A 19,190-nucleotide genomic window follows, 5' to 3' on the forward strand; every position below is an offset into this window, starting at 1 on the left:
ATGCGTCGGTCTCGGCCGCAACTCCAAAGCGATCAGGCCTTGGCGGCTTCCTCCGCCGGCGCAGCCGCGGGGAACCGGGGCGCCATGGTGATCCAGACCTGGTGGCCGCGGGCCATCAGCCGCCCTTCGCCGTCGAACAACGCGACGCCGGCGATCTCCTTGCGGCCTTCCCGAACGATCGGCCAGGCGAGCACGACGTAGTCTTCGCCCGCCCGCGGGGGGACCAAGACCTCGCCGGTCATGGTGCCCAGCAGCGCGCCGTGGCGGCCCTCCTTCTCGACCCAGGCGAAGAAGCCGGGGCAGTCGAGCGCGGCCCAGACGACCTCCGTCGGGATCGTGCCGTCCGCCTGGGCGAACGCCGCGTGGGGCGTCCAGACGCAGGCGACGACACCCGGGTCGGCATCCGCCAGCTGGCCCGGAAACACGCGCAGGCCGTCGCCCTCCTCACGCGCGTTCCCGCAGGTGAAGCACACGGGATGGACCCGCTGGGTGTGGCCCATGTACCCGGCCATCGCCGCGCGCGCCTGCTCCAGCGTGGGCGTGACGGGCGGATGGGGCAGCTCCTGGGTCGAGGGCCCGCCCTGGGCGATCAGCGTGTCGTCGGCGCCGGTGAGGACCCGCGCGCCGTCGCGGATCTCCAGGTCGAGCTCTGTGTCCAGCGGGACCAGGGACCGGATGACCGCGGTGACGGGACCGTCGAAATCCCTCGCCAGGACCCCGCAGACATAGCCGCCATTGCCGGAGTTGGGCGGGCCACGAAATTGGCCGCCGATGGTGATCTTGCTCAAAATTCGAAGCTCACTCGAAATGGATCAGGTTCAATGAGGCGTGCTTTCCCACGCTGACGCAGCGCCAGGAAAGTCAAAAACCGTCATCGCGGCGTTGGACGCGGCGGTCGGTCGCGCTAAAGGCAGGGGATAGGCCGCGCGCAACGCGGAATCGGACACCATCGACGGAGACACTTGGTGAGCGACCGGATCGAACGCCCCTGGGCCCTGATGCGTCACCACGCGGGCTGGGCCGATGTCTTCCACATCGACAGCGAGTCGAACGATTCGATCACGGGCTTCTATCCCGACCGCGAGACGGTGGGCCCGCCGGTGAACTACTCGACGCGCGCGGTGCTCGCCCGCTACCCCACCCTGGAAGCCGCCCGGTCGGCGCGCGAGGGCGCGGTCTCGGAATGGCGCAAGCACGACGCTGCTGTCCGCGACGCCGAGACCAAGCTGCGGGAAGCCGAGAAGCTGCGCGAAGACGCCTGGCTCAACTCGCTCCGCGACGCCGCCGACCGCAGCTAAGCGCTTTCCGGCGATGCAGCGCCGTAAACACACCAAGTAGGCGTTCTGGAGCGCCCTCGCGGCGCTCTAGAAGCGCAGCCCTCTCGACAGCGCCCAGGCGATCGCGCCCGCCAGCGCAACCCCCAGGATCAGACGCCACCACGGCGCCCCGGCAAGCCCGGGGTCGCTGGGCAGCGAACGCCTGCCGGTGATCATCGGGCCGATCAGGTCGGTGCGCTTCCAGACCAGATAGAAGAGCACCGCCAGGACGTGCAGGACCACCAAGCCCTGCAGCACCCGGAAGCTGAGTTCGTGGATCTCGGCGATCTGGCGGCCCAATTCGAAGCTGACGCGGTCCGACATCGGGCCCGCCTCGAAGGCGTCGATGTCCACGGCGAACAGCCCGGTGCCCACCTGGACCAGCAGCACGACCAGGAACGCCAGCACGCTGAGCGCCCCCAGCGGGTTGTGGCCGGGCATATCCGAGCGGTCGCGACGGCCCACGGTCTTCAGGTAGGCGAGGATCGTCCCCGGCCCGCGGACAAAGCTCGAGAACCTCGCGGCCCCGCCGCCGGCAAAACCCCACCAGATACGGAACACCACCAGGCCGATGATGGCGTATCCGCTCCAGCGGTGCCAGTTCAGGTGATCCTCGGACGACCACCAGGAAAAGGCGATCAGGCCGACCAGCAGCCAGTGGACGAGCCGGACGGGCCCGTCCCAGAGCTTGTAGCGGCCGGCGGCTGACGGATCGGGCAAACTTAGCCCTTCTTCTCTTGCCGGAACTTCTCGTGGCAGCCCTTGCAGGCCATGAAGGTCGGCCGCACCTGGGCCTTGATGGCGTCGATGTCGCCGCCCGCCGCCACGGTGTTGAGCTTGCCCGCTTCGGTGCGGAAGTTGGACGCCGCCGCGGTGAAGCCGGCCGCATCCGTCCAGATCTCGGCCTTGGCCTCGCTCATCGGCCGCGCCTGAACCCCGCTGCCGCGGGGGAACCAGGTGGGCAGCGCGCCGGCCGCGGCGTTGATCGCCTTGGCGTTCGACGCCAGAACCGCCTTGTCGGGCGAGCCTTTGCGCAGCTCGTCGTTCAGTCCCTTGAAGGCCGCGCCCAGCTTCTCGAAGCTGGCATGCCGGGCGTACGCCGCCTTGGTGGCCGCGTTGGCGTTCGCGGGCAACTTGTCGTCGTGGGCGAACGCACCGCCGGCGGCGATGACCGCCCCGATCCCGAACGCAGCGGCCACGGCCGCACCTTTGCTCATCATCGCCGCAGGCCTTCCTGTTCCTACCGTTGCAGTGGAGATTGACCGGGTCAGCGCTTGGCCGTCAACGGCTTCGCTGCGACAGACCTGACGGGCGCACCGTCCGCGCGAGCCTCGGCCACCAGTGCGGCGCATTTGGCGTTCTTGGCCAGGCCGGCGTCCACAAACGGCAGAATGGCGGCCAGAGGCGTGAGCAGGGTCCCAAGCGCCACCGCCGCGCCGCCCTGCGCCACCGCAGAGCCAGGCTGGACGCCCACCTCCGGCGCCATGATAGGCCCCTTGGCGGTAAGGGGGAGAAGCACCCGCACCAGCCGGAACTTTTTGTCCTGCCCGCGGAAGGTCAGGTCGATCTGTTCGGCGCCCAGGTCGACCGTCCCCTTGCCCCGCACCACGACCGGGCCGGTGTCGAGCACGATGTTCTGGGCGTACATCACGCCGTTGCGCGCCTCGAAGTTCGCCACGCCGCACCGGATGGGCGTCATGTCCTGCTTGTTCAGCAGGCCCAGCCCCTTGATCACGTTCACGCCCATCAACTCCGCCAGCGCCTTGCGGATCTCACCGTCCGCGGCGACCAGGGTCAGCGTCCCGTTGGCGCTGGCGAAGGCGGCGTGCACGCTGGCGCCCGACCCGACCAGCTTGGCGCGACCGACGAGGGGACCCGTCACGGGCGAGCCGCCCTGGAACTTCACGGGAATGATCGTCTCGATCCGCGAGTTCGACAGGCGCAGGTCCAGCTCGGTCCGCGGCGTCGCCTTGCGGGCGTCGAGGGTCACGAACCCTTCGACCCGACCCCGGGGCAGGTCAAGCCGCACCGGCTGGGCGCGCAGCAGCCCGTTGTCCAGCCGCACGCGCGCCTCCGCCGAGCCGAGCTGGATCGGCGTGTCGCGGATCGAAAGCGCCTTGAACGTCACGTCGGCGTCCATCGCGCGGATCCGGGTCACGTCCAGGGGCGTGTCGGGGAACAGGCGCTGCCGGGCCTCCATCTTGCGGCTCGTCACAGCCTGCTCGGCCGAGGCGGTCTCGCCGGGGCCGGCCTTCGGCGCGCCGCCGAACACCGCGCCCAGGTCGTCGAAGTCGAGGCTGCGTGACGTCAGGTCGGCGCGCAGGAACAGCCGCTCGCCGGCCGTATCGACCGAGATCTTGCCCGAGATATCGCTGTCGCCGACCCGGCCGCCGAACCCGTCGACCCGCCACAAGAGCTGGTCACGCACCACCCGACCGCGGACGCTGTAGGGCGGCGTATTGGGCAGGGCGAGGCCGGTGAGCGGGAACAGCTCTGCCAGATCGGGACCGCGCGCCGTGGCGTCCATGTAGAACCTGGCCATGTCGAACGGCTTGGGCACCGCCCCCTTGGCGGTGATCAGGGTGCGGCCGGCGCGGATCTCGGCGTTGAACGGATAGGGTTTGTTGCGTTCGATGTTCAGCAGCGGCCCGCCTGCGACCTCGGCGCGGAACGGCGCGCCGTTGATCGTGCCGCGCCCCAGGACCTCGAAGCCACGCGTGGCCGAGCCCAGCTGTTCGCGCGCGTTGATCGTTCCCTCGAAGCGGACGTCGCGCCGGGCGTCGAGATAGGTGAGGCGACCGTCCTCGATCAGGAAGTGCTGGATCGGGGGCAGGTTCACTGGGGTCTTGTCGCGGCCGTCCGAGAAGTCCCAGTTCCTGCGGCCCTTGGCGTCGGCCAGCAGCTTGAAGTCGGGCCGCTCGACGGCCAGCACCCGGATATCGGCCTTGCCCCACAGCAGCGGCACGAGACGCACGCGCACGCACAACCGCTCGATCGTGCCCAGCTTCCCCTGCCCGGCCCAGGCCGGGTTGGCGATGGCGATGCCGTCGACCGTCGCGCTGGGCTGCCAGGACCAGATCTCGGCGTTGAGGTCTCCGCTGATCGTGACCTGTCGGTTCAGTCGCGCCGACGCCGTGCGCTCCAGCGGCCCACGAAACCAGTTCCAATCCCAGATGGCGATCAGGACCGCGATTGCGACCGCAAGCACGACCAGGATCGCGCCGGCCCAACCCAGGGCCTTTCTTTGCGGCGGCGTCAGGTTGGACGGTTTGAACGGTGCGGACGACAACCGTTGGCGCAGCGGCCGACGCACGCCGGGCGTATCGCGGCGCAGTGGCCGGCGCGGCGGCGGGCTCTGGATGGGGTTTTCGCTCACGGGTGGTCTCCGGGAGCCCACAGAACGCGTGGCCTCCCGGTCTGTTGCCCCGGAAAATTAGTGACTTACGCCCCGGCCCGTCAGCGCGACACGCGCCGTGGCCAGGATGATCGCGAGGTCGAAGGCGAGCGACATCCGGTCAAGATACTCTGCGTCCAGCTTCACCTTCTCGGGGATAGGAAGCTCGTCTCGCCCGTTCACCTGCGCCCAGCCGGTGACGCCCGGGCGCAGGCGGTGCACGCCCGCCGCGGTGCGCAGGCCCACCAGATCGTCCTGATTGAACAGCGCCGGCCGGGGCCCGACCAGGCTCATGTCGCCCACGAGGACGCTCCAGAGCTGGGGGAGCTCGTCCAGGCTGGACTTGCGCAGGAACCGGCCCAGCGGGGTGATCCACTGACCCGGGTCCTCCAGCAGGTGGGTGGCGACGTCGGGCGTATCGGTCCGCATGGAGCGGAACTTGGGCATCGCGAAGATGCGGTTGCCCCGCCCCACACGCCGCGACCAGTGGATCGCCGGCCCCGGACTGGTCAGCCGAACCGCCAGCGCAAGCGTCAGCAGCACGGGCCAGCCGAGGGCGAGGCCCGCCAGCGCGATCACGATGTCGAAGGTCCGCTTCAGCACCACCCGTTGTTAGCGCCGGGCGGCGCCGAGCGCTACGTCAGCCTTCGAGGCCCTTGGCGGGCGGCGTCTTGCGGGCCCGCGGCTTGGCGACCGGCGCCGGCAGGGGGTCCGCGGTCGCTTCCACCATCGGCGGCGCCTCGGGTTCGGGGGTCGGCGCCGTTTCGACCTCGGGCTCAGGTGTGGCTTCGACGACAGCCTCGGGCGCGGGCGCGGCTTCGACCACCGGCTCCGGCGCGATCTCCAGCGCCGGTTCGGGCGCAGCCTCGACCACCGGCTCGGGCGCCGGCTCGGGTTCAGTCGCCGCCAGGACTTCGGCCAGCGGGGCGATCGACGCGACTTCACCACCGACGGCGGCGTCAGGCAGGGCCTCGGGAATGGCTTCTGCTTCCGATGCGACGTCCGTCATGGCCTCAGAGGCCTCGATGACCGCCTCTGCGGTCGCCGCCACGACGGTCTCGGCAACATCGGCGCCCGCCTCGACCGCTTCGGTCACCAGCTCGGCGACGGCTTCGATTGAGGGCGCCTGCACCGGCGCCGACTGGGCGATCCCGCCGAACAGAGCCTCGATGTTCACGGGCCGGGTCCAGCGGGTCATCCACCAATAGGCCACGCCACCCGCCGCAGCGGCGCCAAAGTAGGCCCAGAGCGGGGACACGGCGCCCAGCATCAGCTGCCGGGGCGCCCGGGGCTCAGGCCATTCGGGGAGATCGAAGGTCGCCATGGGAAGGTTCCTGTGCGGCACGGAATTGTGCATCGCAACATAACACGCGCGCCACCTTCGCAGTTGCGAAACTATTGTGGCGACAGCGCGTAGACCTTCGATCCGCCGCCGGCGCCCAGAGCCTCGGCAGCCCAGCCGCAGATCGCGGCACACGGCGCGGCAAGGTCGGGTCCGCCGACCAGCACCAGCGCGCAGCCGTTCATCTTCATAGGATCGCTCAAGGGCCTCACACGGGCCTCGGCCACCAGCATCGGGGCGGCCACCTCGTCCTCCAGATCGCGGAGGAACGAATCCAGCGTCTCAAGGTCCTTGATCGGCAGCCAGACGAGCGCCTGGGCCGTGGGGTTCCGGGCGCGCAGCGCGGCGACCGTCTCGACGATGCGCGCATAGTCGTCGGCTCTCTCGAACGGCGGATCGATCAGGACCAGGACTCGACCGTGCGCGGGACACTCGGCCACGGCTGCGGCATAGCCGTCGGCGTTGAGGGTCCGCACCGCCTCCCGCCCGCGCATCGCCGTGCGGAGCGCATGATGCTCTTCCGGCCGCAGTTCGCAGGCGATGTAGCGGTCGCCCGGCCTCAGAGCCTCGGCGATGAGCCACGGTGAGCCCGGATAGCGCCGCACGGCGTCGCCGCCGTTCAGATCGGCCACCGCCTGGCGCAGCGCCACGATTTCGGCCGGCGCATCGCGGGCGGTTCGGAGCTTCAACGCGCCCGCCTCGGCCTCGCCCGACCGCTTCGCCTCCGCGCCGCCCAGGTCGTAGAGGCCGCGGCCGGCGTGGGTGTCGATCACGGTCAAAGGGCCGCCCGTGGCGGTCAGCTCAGACAGCAGCCGCAGAAGGCCCGCATGCTTCACCAGATCGGCGAAGTTCCCGGCGTGAAAGGCGTGGCGATAGTTCAAGGCAATCCGTGGGCTGCAGGGGGAACCTGCCTGGCCATATCACGTTGCGGGCCTGCCAGTGGAGGTCGGGATGGCGAAGGACGTTGCCGAAGCGGAGAAGACCGCGCCGTTGCCCGCCGGGCTGTCGTATGCCTCCGACCAGGATCCCGGCATCCGCCGCACGGCCGCCCGCCACGGGTTCGCCTACGCGGGCCCCGACGGCAAGGCCATCACCGACGCCAGGACGCTCGAGCGCATCCGCGATCTCATGATCCCGCCCGCCTGGACCGACGTGTGGATCAGTCCGAGGGCGAACGGTCACATCCAGGCGGTGGGCCGCGACCAGCGGGGCCGCAAGCAGTATCTCTACCACGCACGCTGGCGTCAGGCCCGCGACGGCCACAAGTACGACCGGCTCCTGGCCTTCGGCCGAGCCCTGCCCCGCCTGCGCGCCCGCGTCGACGCCGATCTCGCCCGCCGCGGCCTGCCCCGCGACAAGGTGCTGGCCGCCGTGATCCGCGTGATGGAGACCACGCTGATCCGTGTCGGCAACGAGGAGTACGCGCGGACGAACAAGAGCTTCGGTCTCACGACCCTCCGCGACCGTCATGTGAAGATCGGCGCCGCGAAGGCGGTCTTCGAGTTCCGCGGGAAGAGCGGCAAGTCCCACTCGACCGGGTTCAACGACCGCCGGCTCGCCCGCGTGGTGAAGGCCTGCCAGGACCTGCCCGGCCAGCGCCTCTTCCAGTACCTCGACGAGGACGGCCAGCGCCACGCCGTCGAGAGCGCCGACGTCAACGCCTACATCCGCGAGGCCATCGGCGAGGACTTTTCGGCCAAGGACTTCCGCACCTGGGCCGGCACCGTGGCCGCGGCCCGCGCCCTGACCATGCCCGAATGCGCCGATCTCTCGGCCTCGAAGCGCAACCTCAACACCTGCGCGAAAGCCGTCGCCGGCCTGCTGGGAAATACCGCCGCGGTCGCCCGCAGCGCCTATATCCACCCGGCCATCCTGGAGGCCTATGCCAAGGGCGAACTCGACCTGCGCGGCCGTGAGGGGCGACCGTTCGAGCTGGCGGTCCTCAAGTTTCTGGAGAGTCGCTAACACCCAGGCCCGGCGGCCGGACAGCGCAAGCGGACTGGGGACGTCAGCCAAATCGGCCCTGGTGAAGTCTTGGCGCGGCGCCTAGGTCTTCGGGCATGGACCTCCAACTCTACCTCGACCGCATCGGCTTCATGGGCGTCCCCCGGCCGGATCTCGCCACCCTGAAGGCTCTGCACCGCGCCCATGCGCTGGCGATCAGCTACGAGAACCTGGACGTCCAGCTGGGGCGGGCGCTGACCACCAGCCCCGCCGAGGCCTTCGACAAGATCGTCCGGCGCGGCCGCGGCGGCTGGTGCTACGAGATGAACGGCCTGTTGGGCGCCGCCCTGGAAGAGATCGGCTTCAAGGTCACCCGCCTGGCCGGCGGCGTGCATCGCATGGTCCGCGGCGACGACGCGGTGGGCAATCACCTGGTGCTGCTGGTCGAACTGCCCGAGGGCCTGTGGATCGCCGACGTCGGGTTCGGCGACGGATCGCGCGACCCCTTCCCGCTCCAGGACGGCCCGATCCGCTCCGACGGTTTCGAATACCGTCTTCAAAAGCTCGAAGGCGGCTGGTGGCGGCTCCACAACCACGAGGCCGGCGGCGCGCCCAACTTCGACTTCAACCTGGACCCCGCGGATCCGGCTCTGCTTTCGGCCAAGTGCCTGGAGCTGCAGACGTCGCCCGCGTCCGTCTTCGTCATGACCGCCATCGCCCAGCGACACATGGGCGACGAGATCCGCCTGCTCCGCGGCCGCGCCTTCCGCCGCCTCCGGCCGGGCGTGAAGGAGGACAGCCTGATCGACACGGCGGCGGAATTCGTCGCCCTGCTGCAGCGCGAGTTCGAGCTGGACGTCCCGGAGGCCGCGACGATCTGGGACCGCGTCTATGCGCGGCATGAGGAGCTGTTCCCTAAGACCCCGGCCTAGATAGCGGGCGAGCAGGTCCCGCGCTACTGGCGGTACGTGAAGCCGATGCGGATGGTCTTGGGCGCCGCAAAGCTCTCGACGCCGTCCGCGGTCTCTCCCACTTCGAGCTTCGCGTCGAACGGGTTCTCAGCGGCCACGAAGGCCTCGACGTTGTCGGTGAACCGCCACGCGGCGCGCGCATCCAGCTGGACCCCGGCCGACAGCCTGCGGCTGTTGAGGTCGTCCTCCCAGCGGGGGCTCTCGTAGCGCAGGTCAGCCGACAGCTCGACGGGAACCTCGCTCGGGCGGAAGGTGGCGCCCGCCGTGGCCGTCCACTTCGGCGTCTGAGCCGGGCGCAGGCCCGAAAGCTGCGGGGCGCTGCGGCCGCCGTTCACTTCGGCGTCGGTATAGGCCGCCGCCGTGCGCCAGACGAAGGCGTCCGAGAGCCGGCCCGACGCCTCGCCCTCCAGGCCCCACGCCTCGATCTCGCCGGCGTTCTGGCGCTGGCGCAGCGTGCCGCCTGCCGGAACGAAGCCCGCAGTCGGGAACGTGCCCGGTCCTACGCCGATGGTGACGTTGGTGATCGGATCCTTCAGCAGGCTGTAGAACGCCCCCGCGCTCCAGCGGACCGCCCCCTCGCCCGCCATGCCGACTTCAAAGCCCTGCAGGGTTTCCGGCTTGAGGGTCGGGTTAGCCTCGGTAATGTCGTTGCCCACCCGGAACGGCCGGTGCAGCTCATTCAGGGTCGGCGCGCGGAATCCGGCATAGGCGGCCGCCCGCAGAAAGAGGTCGTCGGCTGCCTCGTAGCGCACGCCGATGCGCCCCGTCGGGGTCGTGTCGGACCGATCGGCTGCGCCCTGGTTCAGAAGCACCGCGCCGGTCTGGCGGTCGCGCTCGATGCGCACCGCGTTGAACGCCCGCGAGCGGTCCAGCCGCACGCCGCCGGTCAGCAGCCACGGTCCCTGATCCAGCACACCTTCGGCGTAGGCGCCGTAGACCAGCGTCTCGCCGCCGGCGGTCCGGTCGCGGGTGAAGACGCCGCCTTGGAAGCGGAACAGCTCCTGCTCCTTGCCATCCGCCGCGCGCACGTCGGCGCCGATCTCCCAGGCGAAGGGGCCCTCCTTGCCCTGCAGAGCCGCGTTGAACCCGTAGCCGACGGCGGGAGTGTCGTACTGGTCGTTGGCCGGGGTGGTGGTCGCCCGTCCCGCGGCGACCGCCACGGAACTGTTCTCCAGGTCGCTGGCCCGCGCCCAGGCCTGCAACCGCCAGCCGCCGACGCCCTCGCTGGCCGGCTGGGCCACCGTCACGGTCGCCGACGCGCCTGAAGTGTTCGACCGCGCCCCGCGCAGGCCGGCCTGCTGGTTGACCTGGAAGGCGGATACCCGCGCCGCCGTCTGGACCGACCCGAACTCGTGCTGCACCCGCAGCGCCACCGACGCGTCGTCCAGGCGCAGCCGGGTGTCGGCCGCGCCACGACGTGGGCCGCGCACGGCATAGTACCCGTCCGTCCGCGAGCCGGACGCCGTCAACAGCACGCCCGGCAGACCGGCGGCGATCGCCGCACGATACGAATCCCGCTCGCCCGCCGAGACCTCGGCGACCGCGATTCCGTCCGGCGTCGCCCGCTCGGTCAGCGCCACCACGCCAGTCAGCGCGCCCGCGCCGTAGGGCCCCGAGCCCGCGCCGCGCACCACGGTCGCCCCCGCCAAGCCTTCCGAGGGCAGGCCGCTCCAGATCACCCAGCCGCCGAAGGGATCGTTCTGCGGCGCTCCGTCCAGGGTCACCAGCGCCCGGCCGGCGCCAGACGGCGCGATCGCGCGCAACGACAGACCCTGGGTCGTGGGGTTGGCCGCCCCGCTGCCGGTGCGGCGGAACAGCGACACCCCCGGCGCGGTCTTCAGCGCCTCGTCCAGGCGCGGCTCGGTCTTCAGCACCTCCGGCGAGATCTGAACGGCGCTGAACACCGCCTCGCCGCCCAAGGGGGCCAGTCGCGGCGCATAGACCACGACGGCCTCGACTTCCGGGGATGGCGGCGGCAAATCGGGCATGGAGCTCTCGTAAGGCGGGTACGTCGAAGCGACACGAGGGCTTATCAGCGTCGAGGGAGATCACAATGGCGAAGGTCGCTATCGTTACGGGAGCCGGCAGCGGTATCGGCCGGGCTGTGTCCCTGGCGCTACTCCAGGACGGCTGGAGCGTGGCGCTGGCGGGCCGGCGCGAGGCCGAGTTGGCGGCGACCGCGGCGCTGGGCGAAGGCGCGCCCTGCCTGGTCCGGCCCACCGACGTCTCTGACGAAGGGTCGGTCGACGCCCTGTTCGCCGCGACCAAGGCCCGCTTCGGCCGCCTCGACCTGGTGTTCAACAACGCCGGCACGGGCGCCCCGCCCACGCCCCTGGAGGATCACAGTCTCGAGCACTGGAAGCGGGTCGTGGACATCAACCTCACCGGCGCCTTCCTCTGCACCCGCGCCGCGTTCCGCCTGATGAAGGACCAGGACCCGCGCGGGGGCCGGATTATCAACAACGGCTCGATCTCGGCCCATGTCCCGCGGCCCCGCTCGATCGCCTATACCGCCGCCAAGCACGCCATAACCGGCCTCACCCGCTCCACCTCTCTGGATGGGCGCGCCTACGACATCGCCTGCGGCCAGATCGACATCGGCAACGCCGGCACCGAGATGACCCGCCAGATCGCCAAGGGCGTGCCCCAGGCCGACGGAACGCTGAAGCCGGAAGCGGTCATGGACGTGAAGGCTGTCGCGGACGCGGTCATCTACATGGCCGGCCTGCCGCTCAGCGCGAACGTCCAGTTCATGACCGTGATGGCCACCCAGATGCCCTTCATCGGGCGCGGTTAGCCGCAACTGCGAGAAAAGGTCGCGACCCGCGCTCTGCGACTGCAACACGTTGAAACAGCTGGAAAGAGAGCTCTGCCCTAGGAAAATCACGCGCCTAGGTTATCAGCGATCACCGTCTATTCATCTCGCATCGCAACATTGTTGCTGCACCGCGACAACTTAACGCTTGCGTCAAGGTCAAGATCGCGGAATCAAGGACGCACCAGACGGCGAGCCCGGCGCGCAAGTCACCGGCAGCGGTCTGAGAGGAACGCCGGAACGGGGTTTTGTATGAACCCACACCGACGGAATTTCATCGCCATGATCCGCATCCTGACCGTCGCGGCTGTCGCCGCCCTGATCGCCGCCCCCGCTTCGGCGCAAACCACGCGCATCAGCCTGTCCGGCAAGACCAACGACCAGATCCAGGCCGACATCGCCAAGGCCGCCAAGAAGGTCTGCACGCAGGCCGTCGTCGGCGCGTCGTTCCCGCGCGAGATGTACGCCTCGTGCTTCAAGTTCGCCGTCAATGACGCGAAGGCCCGCCTGGGCGCCCAGACCCAGATGGCCGTCAGCAACTAAAGCCAACGCCTGTCACGGTCCGATCAGGCGGCTGCGCCTGATCGGAACCGGATACGAGATCTAGCCGCCGAACACCGGCGCCGGAGGCTCCACCTCGACCTCGGCGAAGTGGGCCGCCCGCTTTTCCATGTTGGCCTTCACGGCCTCGACCTGGTTCGGCGAACCGATCAGCGCGGTCTGTTCCCGGCTCTCTTCGAGCAGAACCTCGCGCTGGTCGGCCTCGGCCGCGAGATTGAGCAGGCGCTTGGCGGCCCGGATGGCGTGCGGGTTCTTGCCGGCCACATCCCTCGCAAACGCCAGGGCCTCGGCCCGCGGGTCCTCGACGCAGCGGGTCGCCATCCCGATCCGCACCGCTTCCTCGCCGTTGAAGATCCGGCCCGAGTAGGTCAGCTCACGCGCGATGTCGTCGCGCACCAGCTGGCGCATGAGCACCAACCCGGCCATGTCCGGGACCAGGCCCCACTTGATCTCGAACACCGAGAGCTTCACGTCGGGCGTCACGAACCGCATGTCGGGCCCCAGCGCGAGCTGGAAGCCGCCGCCCAGCGCCACGCCGTGGACGGCCGCGATGACTGGCACGGGCACCTCGCGCCACACCATCACCGCATGCTGCGCCCGGTTCGAGCCGCCGGGGGTGCGGTTGCGGGTGACCAGCGCGTCTCCCGTGCTGCTCTGGCCGCCCGATCGGGCGCCCGAGGCCATCGCCCCGAAGTTGGAGGTGTCGAGCCCGGCGCAGAACGCCTTGCCCTCGCCCGACAACACCACAGCGCGGACGCCGCTCTCGCCTTTCAGCCGCTCGCCGGCCTGGATCAGGGCGTCGAACATGGCGTTGTCCAGCGCGTTCATCTTGTCGGCCCGCACCAGCCGCACGTCGGCGACGCCGTCGGTGATGTCGATCTGTACGCGGTCGTTCATCTCTCGTTCCTTCCCTACTTACCCTTTGACCAGCACGTAGCCGGCGCGCGGGAAATGCACATGGCACACGTCGATTTCGCCGCATTCGCGGGCGAGCGTGATCCGGTCTCGCGTCAGGCCCACCAGCACGCCTTCGACGGGATCGCGGCCATAGTCGTCGGCCTGGACCACCACCTTGTCGCCCTGTTTCAGGCCGGACGGGTCGTTCGCGTCGATCCCCAGATCAGGCGCGGGCTCGCTGGCATGCGCGACCTTCACCGCCTCGGCGGGCGCCATCTCGGTGCGCTGGCCGTGGCCGATGGCCCGGATCCGGTCGCGCCAGGCCTGTGTGCGGTCCAGTCCGCTCAGCAACTCGTCGGCGATCTTCGGCGAGGCGCCCGACAGCCACCAGACATTCATCCAGGCGGCGACGTCGGCCAGCGAAGGGGTCGCTCCGCCCAGGAACTCATCGCCGGTCTGGAGGCCGTCCTCGAGCCACGCCGCATACGCCCGCCACTGCGGCCGCATGAACGGCGCCGCGGCCTTCATCGCGCCCGTATCGAAGGGCCTGCCCGACAGCTTCTCGCGGTCGGCGATGAACTCCTTGGGCACCGCGTCGCCCATCTCGGCGAAGATCACCACCACCGTCGCCTGGAACCACAGCCGGTCAGCCCAGAGATTCACCGCCCAGTCGGCGCCGCGCACCACTGGCGGCGTCGGATGACGCCGCTCGATCTCGGCCAGGATCACCTGGCTGTCGCAATAGATGTCGGCCCCGATCTGCAGCACCGGGATGCGCCGGTAGCCGCCGGTCAGCGGGATCAGGTCGGGCTTGGGCATGATCACCGGCTGGATCACCGAGCGCCAGGCCAGCCCCTTGATCCCCAGCATCAACCGCACCTTCTCCGAGAACGGCGAGGTGTCGTAGTGGTGAAGGATGATGTCGCTCATATCCCGCTGCTCCTAGGCGCCGCGCGTCGGCCCAACGCCCCCTCCACCCCTTCGGGGTCCCCCTCCCCCATTGGCATGGGGGAGGAACTCGGGCGGATCGATCGTCTATTGTTCCTCACCCGCCTGCGGGGGAGGGGGACCGCGAAGCGGTGGAGGGGGCGCTGCGACCGCACGGCGCTCAAACCTCCACCACGCCGGGTCCCGGCGGGTTCGCATACAGCGCCTTCACCAGGGCGCCACGACGCTCCAGGGTGGCGCGCTGGTTCACATAGCCCTTGTCGGTGATTTCGCCGGCGTCGATCGAGGGCGGCTCGGCCATGATCGTGAAGCGTGCGATCCGCCGCGAAGAGCCCCCTGCGGTCGCGTTGAACGCGGCGATCTTCGCCTTCAGCACTTCGGTGAGCTTCTCCAGCGGATTGTCGCCCAGGGTGGGCAGTGCGGCCGGCGACGGCCAGATCAGGGCGGTGGCGTACGGCTTGTCCTGCCCCGCGATCACCATGTCGAAGGCGTAAGGCGTGCACGCCGCCACCAGGTCGGGCCGCAGCGTGCCGACCGAGACCCAGGTGCCCGAGTCCAGCTTGAAGTCCTCGGTCACGCGGCCGTCGAACACCAGGCCCAGCTCGGGCTTCTCGGGGTCCAGGAACCGGCAAGCGTCGCCCAGCTTGTAGAAGCCCTCCTCGTCGAAGGCGGCGGCGGTCTTCTCCGGATCGTTGTGGTAGCCGCTCGTCACCGTCGGCCCCTTCACCCGGACCTCCAGCTTCGAGCCGTTGGGCACGAGCTTCAGCGTGATCCCCGGCAGCGGCAGGCCGATCAGACCCACCAGCTCGGTGATCCAGTGGACAACCGTGATCCCCTGCGTCTCGGTCGCGCCGTACATGGTGGTCAGCGGGATGCGGTAGCCCGTCTCGGCGATCGCCAGCTTCTGTAGCCGTTCCGAGACGTCGTTCGACAGCGTCGCCCCGCCATAGCCGCAGCTGCGCAGGTTCTTGAAGAAGCTGGCCCGCAGGCGCGGATCGTTCTCCATCGCCTCGACCAGCATGCCGAACGCCACCGGCGCCGAGCCGAAGCCCATCGGCGAGATCTCGTAGAGGTTCTTGATGGTGGCCTCGAACATGCCGGGGATCGGCTTGCCCTCGTCGAGGTGCAGAGTGGCCCCGCCCCACATCGCCCCGTTGAACCCGATGTTGCCTGCCGAGATGTGGCTCCAGGGCATCCAATCCAGCACCTGCGGGATCACGTCCGGATCGGCCGGCTCGTCGCGCAGCCCCTCGGTGCCCGCGATCACGCCCGCGAACATCCCATGCGTCTGCGGCACGCCCTTGGGCATGCCCGTCGAGCCAGATGTGAACAGGTACTTGGCGACCGTCGCGTGCGTCAGCCCCTCGCGCGCGGCGTGGACCGCGGCGGTGGGCTCGGTCGCGGTCAGCTCGGCCAGCGCTGTGGTCCCCTCCCCGCCGTCGACGGTCACGAACCTCAGCGTCGGATCCAGCGCCTTCAGGGTCTCGAAGGCGCGCGCGAACATCGCGCTGTTCTGCGCGAACACCACCCGCGGCTTCACGGTGGCGAAGCAGTGCTTCAGCTTGGCGTGGTCGGTCGAGATCAGGCTGTAGGCCGGGCTGATCGGCGCGATCGGGACGCCCGCCGTGTAGCAGCCCAGCATGATGAGGGCGTGCTCCACCGAATTGGCCGAGAGCACCATCACGCTGTCGGCGCCGGTCAGTCCCTCAGCCAGCAGCCACTGGGCGATGCCGTCGGCGGCCCGCTTGGCCTCGCCATAGGTCACACCCTGCCACGGCCCGTGGCCCGGCGCGCGCTGCAGGATGTAGGGACGGTCGGGGTGCGCGGCGGCCTTGTCGGCCAGCAGGTGGGCGATCGAGCGCGGCCCCTCGGCCGGCGGATGGTTCGAGCGGACGTAGTAGGTCCCGTCGGGCGTCTTCTCGATCGAGACGTCCGGCGCCTTCTGCGGCAGCGGCTTGAACGGCGGCAGGGCGCGGGCGGCCGCGTTCACCAGCGGGGCGTGATCGTCGGCGGGGCTCATTGGCCGATCCTCCCTGTCGTCGTTGGGGCAGACCCTACGCGAGCGCCGGCCCGGTTCAACGGGGACGCCACGTCAACGCGCGCGCCACGAGGGACGTAGCGTGAGGCCACCGGCCTCGCCTAAGCTCGCCGACAGCCGCGCCATGCTCGTGCGGCCACGGGGGTTCCGATGTCGTCACCACGCTGGCTTGGCCTGATCCTGACCGCTGCCCTCGTGGCTGCCGCCCTGCCCGCCGCCGCCCAGTCTGCGAAGACGCCGACCATCCGCCAGTCCATCGACATGGTCGCGGTCAACGCCCCGAAGATCTCCCCCGACGGCCGCCGCGTGGTCTACGAACAGGCGCGCACCGACTGGGACGCCAACGCTTTCGAGACAGACCTCTGGATCGCTGACACGGCCACCGGCGAGCGCCACCTGCTGACCGCCGCCAGCAAGTCGAGCACCGACGCCGCCTGGTCGCCCGACGGCCGCTGGATCGCCTTCATCTCCGATCGGCCCGGCGTGCTGCCGAAGTCGCCCGCCGACAAGCGGCAGGTCTATGTGATGCCGGCCTCGGGCGGCGAGGCCCAGCAGGTCACCAAAGCCGAGAAGGGCGTCAACGCCTTCGAGTGGGCGCCCGACTCCCGCCGCATCGCCTTCACCGCCGAGGGCCCCGAACCCAAGGCGCTGAAGGATCGCAAGGAGACCTTCGGCGACTACCGGGTGATCCGCGCCGACTACGGCATGGTCCAGCTCTGGCTGCAGGACCTTCCGACCATGGACCCCGCCGGCCGCCTGGCGCCGCCGGCCGAGCCCAGGGCGCTCACCAAGGCCGACGCCTTCAGCGTCCTGAACGGTTTCTCGTTCTCCCCGGACGGAACCCGCATCGCCTTCGCCGCCCAGCGGGCAGCCCGGCCTGATTTCCTCCCACACCAGCCAGATCCACGTCGTGAGGGTCGCCGACGCCACGGTCAGCCTGCTGGTCGGCGGGGCCGGCCCGAACAGTGAACCACGCTGGTCGCCCGACGGCTCACAGATCGCGTTCGAGACGTCCGGCGGCGACAAGTTCTTCTTCTATGCGAACCAGAAGATCGCGGTGGTCCCGGCCGCCGGCGGCGCCTCACGGATCGCCAATCCGAACTTCGACGAGGACGCCGACCTGCTGGGCTGGGGCCCGGACGGCATCTACTTCGGCGCCCGCGCCAGGACCGAGTCCGGTCTCTGGCGGCTAGACCCGAAGAGCGGCGCGGCGACCCGCCTCGCCTTCGCGGGCCTGCCGATCGGCCAGCGCTTCAGCCTCTCCTCGGACTTCCGGCGCGCCGCGTTCCAGGGCTCGGCGGCCAACCGCTATCCCGAGATCTACGCCGCCGACCTGGCGGGCTCAGCGCCGGTGAAACTCACCGACGCCGGCAGCCAGACCCAGCCCTTCGACACCGGCAAGCGCGAACTGGTCACCTGGAAATCCAAGGACGGCACGCCGATCGAGGGCGTGCTGCTCACCCCGCCCGGCTTCGACCCGTCGAAGAAATACCCGTTGCTGGTGGTGATCCACGGCGGCCCCACCGGCATCGACGTGCCCTGGGTCACCGCCGACCGCATCTATCCGACCGAGCGGTTCCTGGCGAAAGGCGCGGTGATCCTGCGGCCGAACTACCGCGGCTCGGCGGGCTACGGCGGCAAGTTCCGGGCGCTCAACGTGCGGAACCTGGGCGTCGGCGACTATGCCGACGTGATCTCGGGCGTCGACGCCCTGATCGCCAAGGGCTTCGTGGACAAGGATCGCGTGGCGGCGATGGGCTGGAGCCAGGGCGGCTACATCTCGGCCTTCATCACCACCTCGTCCGACCGGTTCAAGGCGGTTTCGGTGGGCGCCGGCATCTCGGACTGGATGACCTACTACGCCAACACCGACATCACGCCCTTCACCCGGCAGTATCTGAAGGGCACGCCCTGGGACGATCCCGAGATCTACCGGAAGACCTCTCCGATCAGCTACGTCGCCAAGGCCAAGACCCCCACCCTGATCCAGCACGGCTCGAACGACCGCCGCGTGCCGATCGCCAACGCCTATGAGCTGCGCCAGGCGCTGGAAGACAAGAACGTGCCGGTGAAGATGGTCGTCTACGAAGGCTTCGGCCACGGCATCAACAAGCCGCGCCAGCACCGCGCCCTGATGGAAGAAAACGAGGCCTGGTTCAGCCACTACATCTGGGGCGAGCCCCTGCCGACCGCGCTGCGACCCGACACACCGGACCTGAAGGTGGAAGAGCCAGGCGCGAAGCCTCCCGCCGACCGGACCGCAGAGGCCGCGAAGCTGGTGGCCGAGGACTAGCAGGGCGCCGGCCGCTGCCTCTCAGCCCGCGCGCAACGGTCGGCTTTCGGGTGCGAAGCCAGGGAACGGTCCCGACCCGTTGCGGAAGTTGCCGCTGCTGGCCATACAAGCACGACGATGCTCGAAACAGCGCTAGATGATCCTGTCGCGATCCTGAACGACTACGAGAAGAATCTCGTAGCGATGATCCGGGAGCATGGATGGCAGACCACATCGGTGGGCGAGTACGATGACGACCCGGCGTTCAGCTACACGACGGGCTTCTGGTGGAGCTCGCAGGGCGCCGAGGTCCTGGTATTCGATTTCCCGCCCGACCTGGCGCACAATGTGTTCGGGCAGATGATGGCCGAGCTTCGGTCGGGTCGGACGTTTCCCGTGATGGAGCCCGTTCCGCGCATCCTAGCCGGCGAGGACGTCTACCTGTTCCCCGTGAGGCCGGAAGCGGTCGCCACGCACCTGCTGTCAAGCCGCTGGTTCTACAAGCAACACGACTTTCCCGTCGTCCAGCTCGTGTGGTCCGATCAGGGCCGCTTTCCCTGGGAAACCGGGTTCGACGCGACTCTGCTGAACCGCCAGCCAGACCTGTCGCCACGGGGCTGGGCCGCCGAGCTTCGCGGCTGAGGCCTGTTGGCCACCGTTGCTGACGTTCGGCGAGTCAGATCGGCGAACCT

19 protein-coding genes are annotated in these 19,190 nt (G+C 69.7%); 8 read left to right on the forward strand and 11 right to left on the reverse strand.

Translation table 11 applies throughout. The features are described 5' to 3' along the window. Positions 1-32: 32 nt before the first annotated feature. Complete coding sequence (locus ACQ66R_RS04025) at positions 33-788, reverse strand: hypothetical protein (protein ID WP_430419446.1); 756 nt, start codon at positions 786-788, stop codon at positions 33-35. A gap of 177 nt (positions 789-965) precedes the next feature. On the opposite strand from ACQ66R_RS04025, the gene ACQ66R_RS04030 reads away from it, so the two are divergent. Further along, on the forward strand, positions 966-1,298 hold the full coding sequence (locus ACQ66R_RS04030; protein ID WP_430419448.1) for a hypothetical protein: 333 nt from the start codon (positions 966-968) through the stop codon (positions 1,296-1,298). Positions 1,299-1,364: 66 nt separating this feature from the next. On the opposite strand, the gene ACQ66R_RS04035 is transcribed toward ACQ66R_RS04030, so the two are convergent. From ACQ66R_RS04035 to rlmJ, 6 genes are all read right to left on the reverse strand, one after another. Next, on the reverse strand, positions 1,365-2,036 hold the full coding sequence (locus tag ACQ66R_RS04035) for a cytochrome b/b6 domain-containing protein (RefSeq protein WP_430419450.1): 672 nt from the start codon (positions 2,034-2,036) through the stop codon (positions 1,365-1,367). Between the two features lie 2 nt (positions 2,037-2,038). After that, complete coding sequence (locus ACQ66R_RS04040; RefSeq protein ID WP_430419452.1) at positions 2,039-2,536, reverse strand: c-type cytochrome; 498 nt, start codon at positions 2,534-2,536, stop codon at positions 2,039-2,041. Positions 2,537-2,583: 47 nt separating this feature from the next. Beyond that, positions 2,584-4,692, reverse strand: a complete 2,109-nt coding sequence (locus ACQ66R_RS04045) for an AsmA family protein (protein ID WP_430419454.1) — start codon at positions 4,690-4,692, stop codon at positions 2,584-2,586. Positions 4,693-4,749: 57 nt separating this feature from the next. Further along, complete coding sequence (locus ACQ66R_RS04050; protein ID WP_430426206.1) at positions 4,750-5,310, reverse strand: sugar transferase; 561 nt, start codon at positions 5,308-5,310, stop codon at positions 4,750-4,752. A 40-nt stretch (positions 5,311-5,350) separates the two neighbouring features. Next, positions 5,351-6,034, reverse strand: a complete 684-nt coding sequence (locus ACQ66R_RS04055; protein ID WP_430419456.1) for a hypothetical protein — start codon at positions 6,032-6,034, stop codon at positions 5,351-5,353. Between the two features lie 71 nt (positions 6,035-6,105). Next, positions 6,106-6,933 carry a 23S rRNA (adenine(2030)-N(6))-methyltransferase RlmJ gene (gene rlmJ / locus ACQ66R_RS04060; RefSeq protein WP_430419458.1) on the reverse strand — a complete coding sequence of 276 codons (828 nt, stop codon included), beginning with the start codon at positions 6,931-6,933 and terminating at the stop codon, positions 6,106-6,108. A 70-nt stretch (positions 6,934-7,003) separates the two neighbouring features. Between rlmJ and ACQ66R_RS04065 the strand changes: the two genes are divergently transcribed. Then, positions 7,004-8,017, forward strand: a complete 1,014-nt coding sequence (locus ACQ66R_RS04065) for a DNA topoisomerase IB (protein WP_430419461.1) — start codon at positions 7,004-7,006, stop codon at positions 8,015-8,017. A gap of 95 nt (positions 8,018-8,112) precedes the next feature. Next, complete coding sequence (locus ACQ66R_RS04070; protein ID WP_430419463.1) at positions 8,113-8,928, forward strand: arylamine N-acetyltransferase family protein; 816 nt, start codon at positions 8,113-8,115, stop codon at positions 8,926-8,928. A gap of 23 nt (positions 8,929-8,951) precedes the next feature. Here the strand turns inward: ACQ66R_RS04070 and ACQ66R_RS04075 are convergent, their stop codons facing one another. Continuing rightward, on the reverse strand, positions 8,952-10,955 hold the full coding sequence (locus tag ACQ66R_RS04075; protein WP_430419465.1) for a TonB-dependent receptor: 2,004 nt from the start codon (positions 10,953-10,955) through the stop codon (positions 8,952-8,954). Positions 10,956-11,020: 65 nt separating this feature from the next. On the opposite strand from ACQ66R_RS04075, the gene ACQ66R_RS04080 reads away from it, so the two are divergent. Together ACQ66R_RS04080 and ACQ66R_RS04085 are read left to right on the forward strand one after the other, a co-directional pair. Further along, positions 11,021-11,764: an SDR family oxidoreductase gene (locus tag ACQ66R_RS04080; RefSeq protein ID WP_430419466.1), complete on the forward strand. Its 744-nt coding sequence runs from the start codon at positions 11,021-11,023 to the stop codon at positions 11,762-11,764. Positions 11,765-12,064: 300 nt separating this feature from the next. Then, positions 12,065-12,325, forward strand: a complete 261-nt coding sequence (locus ACQ66R_RS04085) for a hypothetical protein (RefSeq protein WP_430419468.1) — start codon at positions 12,065-12,067, stop codon at positions 12,323-12,325. A 60-nt stretch (positions 12,326-12,385) separates the two neighbouring features. Here the strand turns inward: ACQ66R_RS04085 and ACQ66R_RS04090 are convergent, their stop codons facing one another. The 3 genes from ACQ66R_RS04090 to ACQ66R_RS04100 all read right to left on the reverse strand — a co-directional run bounded on the left by ACQ66R_RS04090 (position 12,386) and on the right by ACQ66R_RS04100 (position 16,208). Beyond that, positions 12,386-13,240: a crotonase/enoyl-CoA hydratase family protein gene (locus tag ACQ66R_RS04090; protein WP_430419469.1), complete on the reverse strand. Its 855-nt coding sequence runs from the start codon at positions 13,238-13,240 to the stop codon at positions 12,386-12,388. Positions 13,241-13,258: 18 nt separating this feature from the next. After that, positions 13,259-14,170: a glutathione S-transferase family protein gene (locus ACQ66R_RS04095; protein ID WP_430419471.1), complete on the reverse strand. Its 912-nt coding sequence runs from the start codon at positions 14,168-14,170 to the stop codon at positions 13,259-13,261. Positions 14,171-14,348: 178 nt separating this feature from the next. Further along, positions 14,349-16,208 carry an AMP-binding protein gene (locus tag ACQ66R_RS04100; protein ID WP_430419473.1) on the reverse strand — a complete coding sequence of 620 codons (1,860 nt, stop codon included), beginning with the start codon at positions 16,206-16,208 and terminating at the stop codon, positions 14,349-14,351. A 168-nt stretch (positions 16,209-16,376) separates the two neighbouring features. Here ACQ66R_RS04100 and ACQ66R_RS04105 point away from each other — a divergent pair, with 168 nt between their 5' ends. The 3 genes from ACQ66R_RS04105 to ACQ66R_RS04115 all read left to right on the forward strand — a co-directional run bounded on the left by ACQ66R_RS04105 (position 16,377) and on the right by ACQ66R_RS04115 (position 19,140). Continuing rightward, a complete protein-coding gene (locus ACQ66R_RS04105) occupies positions 16,377-17,195 on the forward strand; it encodes a TolB family protein (RefSeq protein WP_430419475.1) in 819 nt (272 codons plus the stop codon). Continuing rightward, on the forward strand, positions 17,137-18,519 hold the full coding sequence (locus ACQ66R_RS04110) for a S9 family peptidase (protein WP_430419477.1): 1,383 nt from the start codon (positions 17,137-17,139) through the stop codon (positions 18,517-18,519). Before ACQ66R_RS04105 ends, ACQ66R_RS04110 begins: the two co-directional genes overlap by 59 nt. A 117-nt stretch (positions 18,520-18,636) precedes the next feature. Continuing rightward, a complete protein-coding gene (locus tag ACQ66R_RS04115) occupies positions 18,637-19,140 on the forward strand; it encodes a DUF4262 domain-containing protein (RefSeq protein WP_430419479.1) in 504 nt (167 codons plus the stop codon). Positions 19,141-19,190: the final 50 nt, after the last annotated feature.

This window comes from Phenylobacterium sp. (assembly GCF_965284355.1).
Taxonomy (GTDB): Bacteria; Pseudomonadota; Alphaproteobacteria; order Caulobacterales; family Caulobacteraceae; genus Phenylobacterium.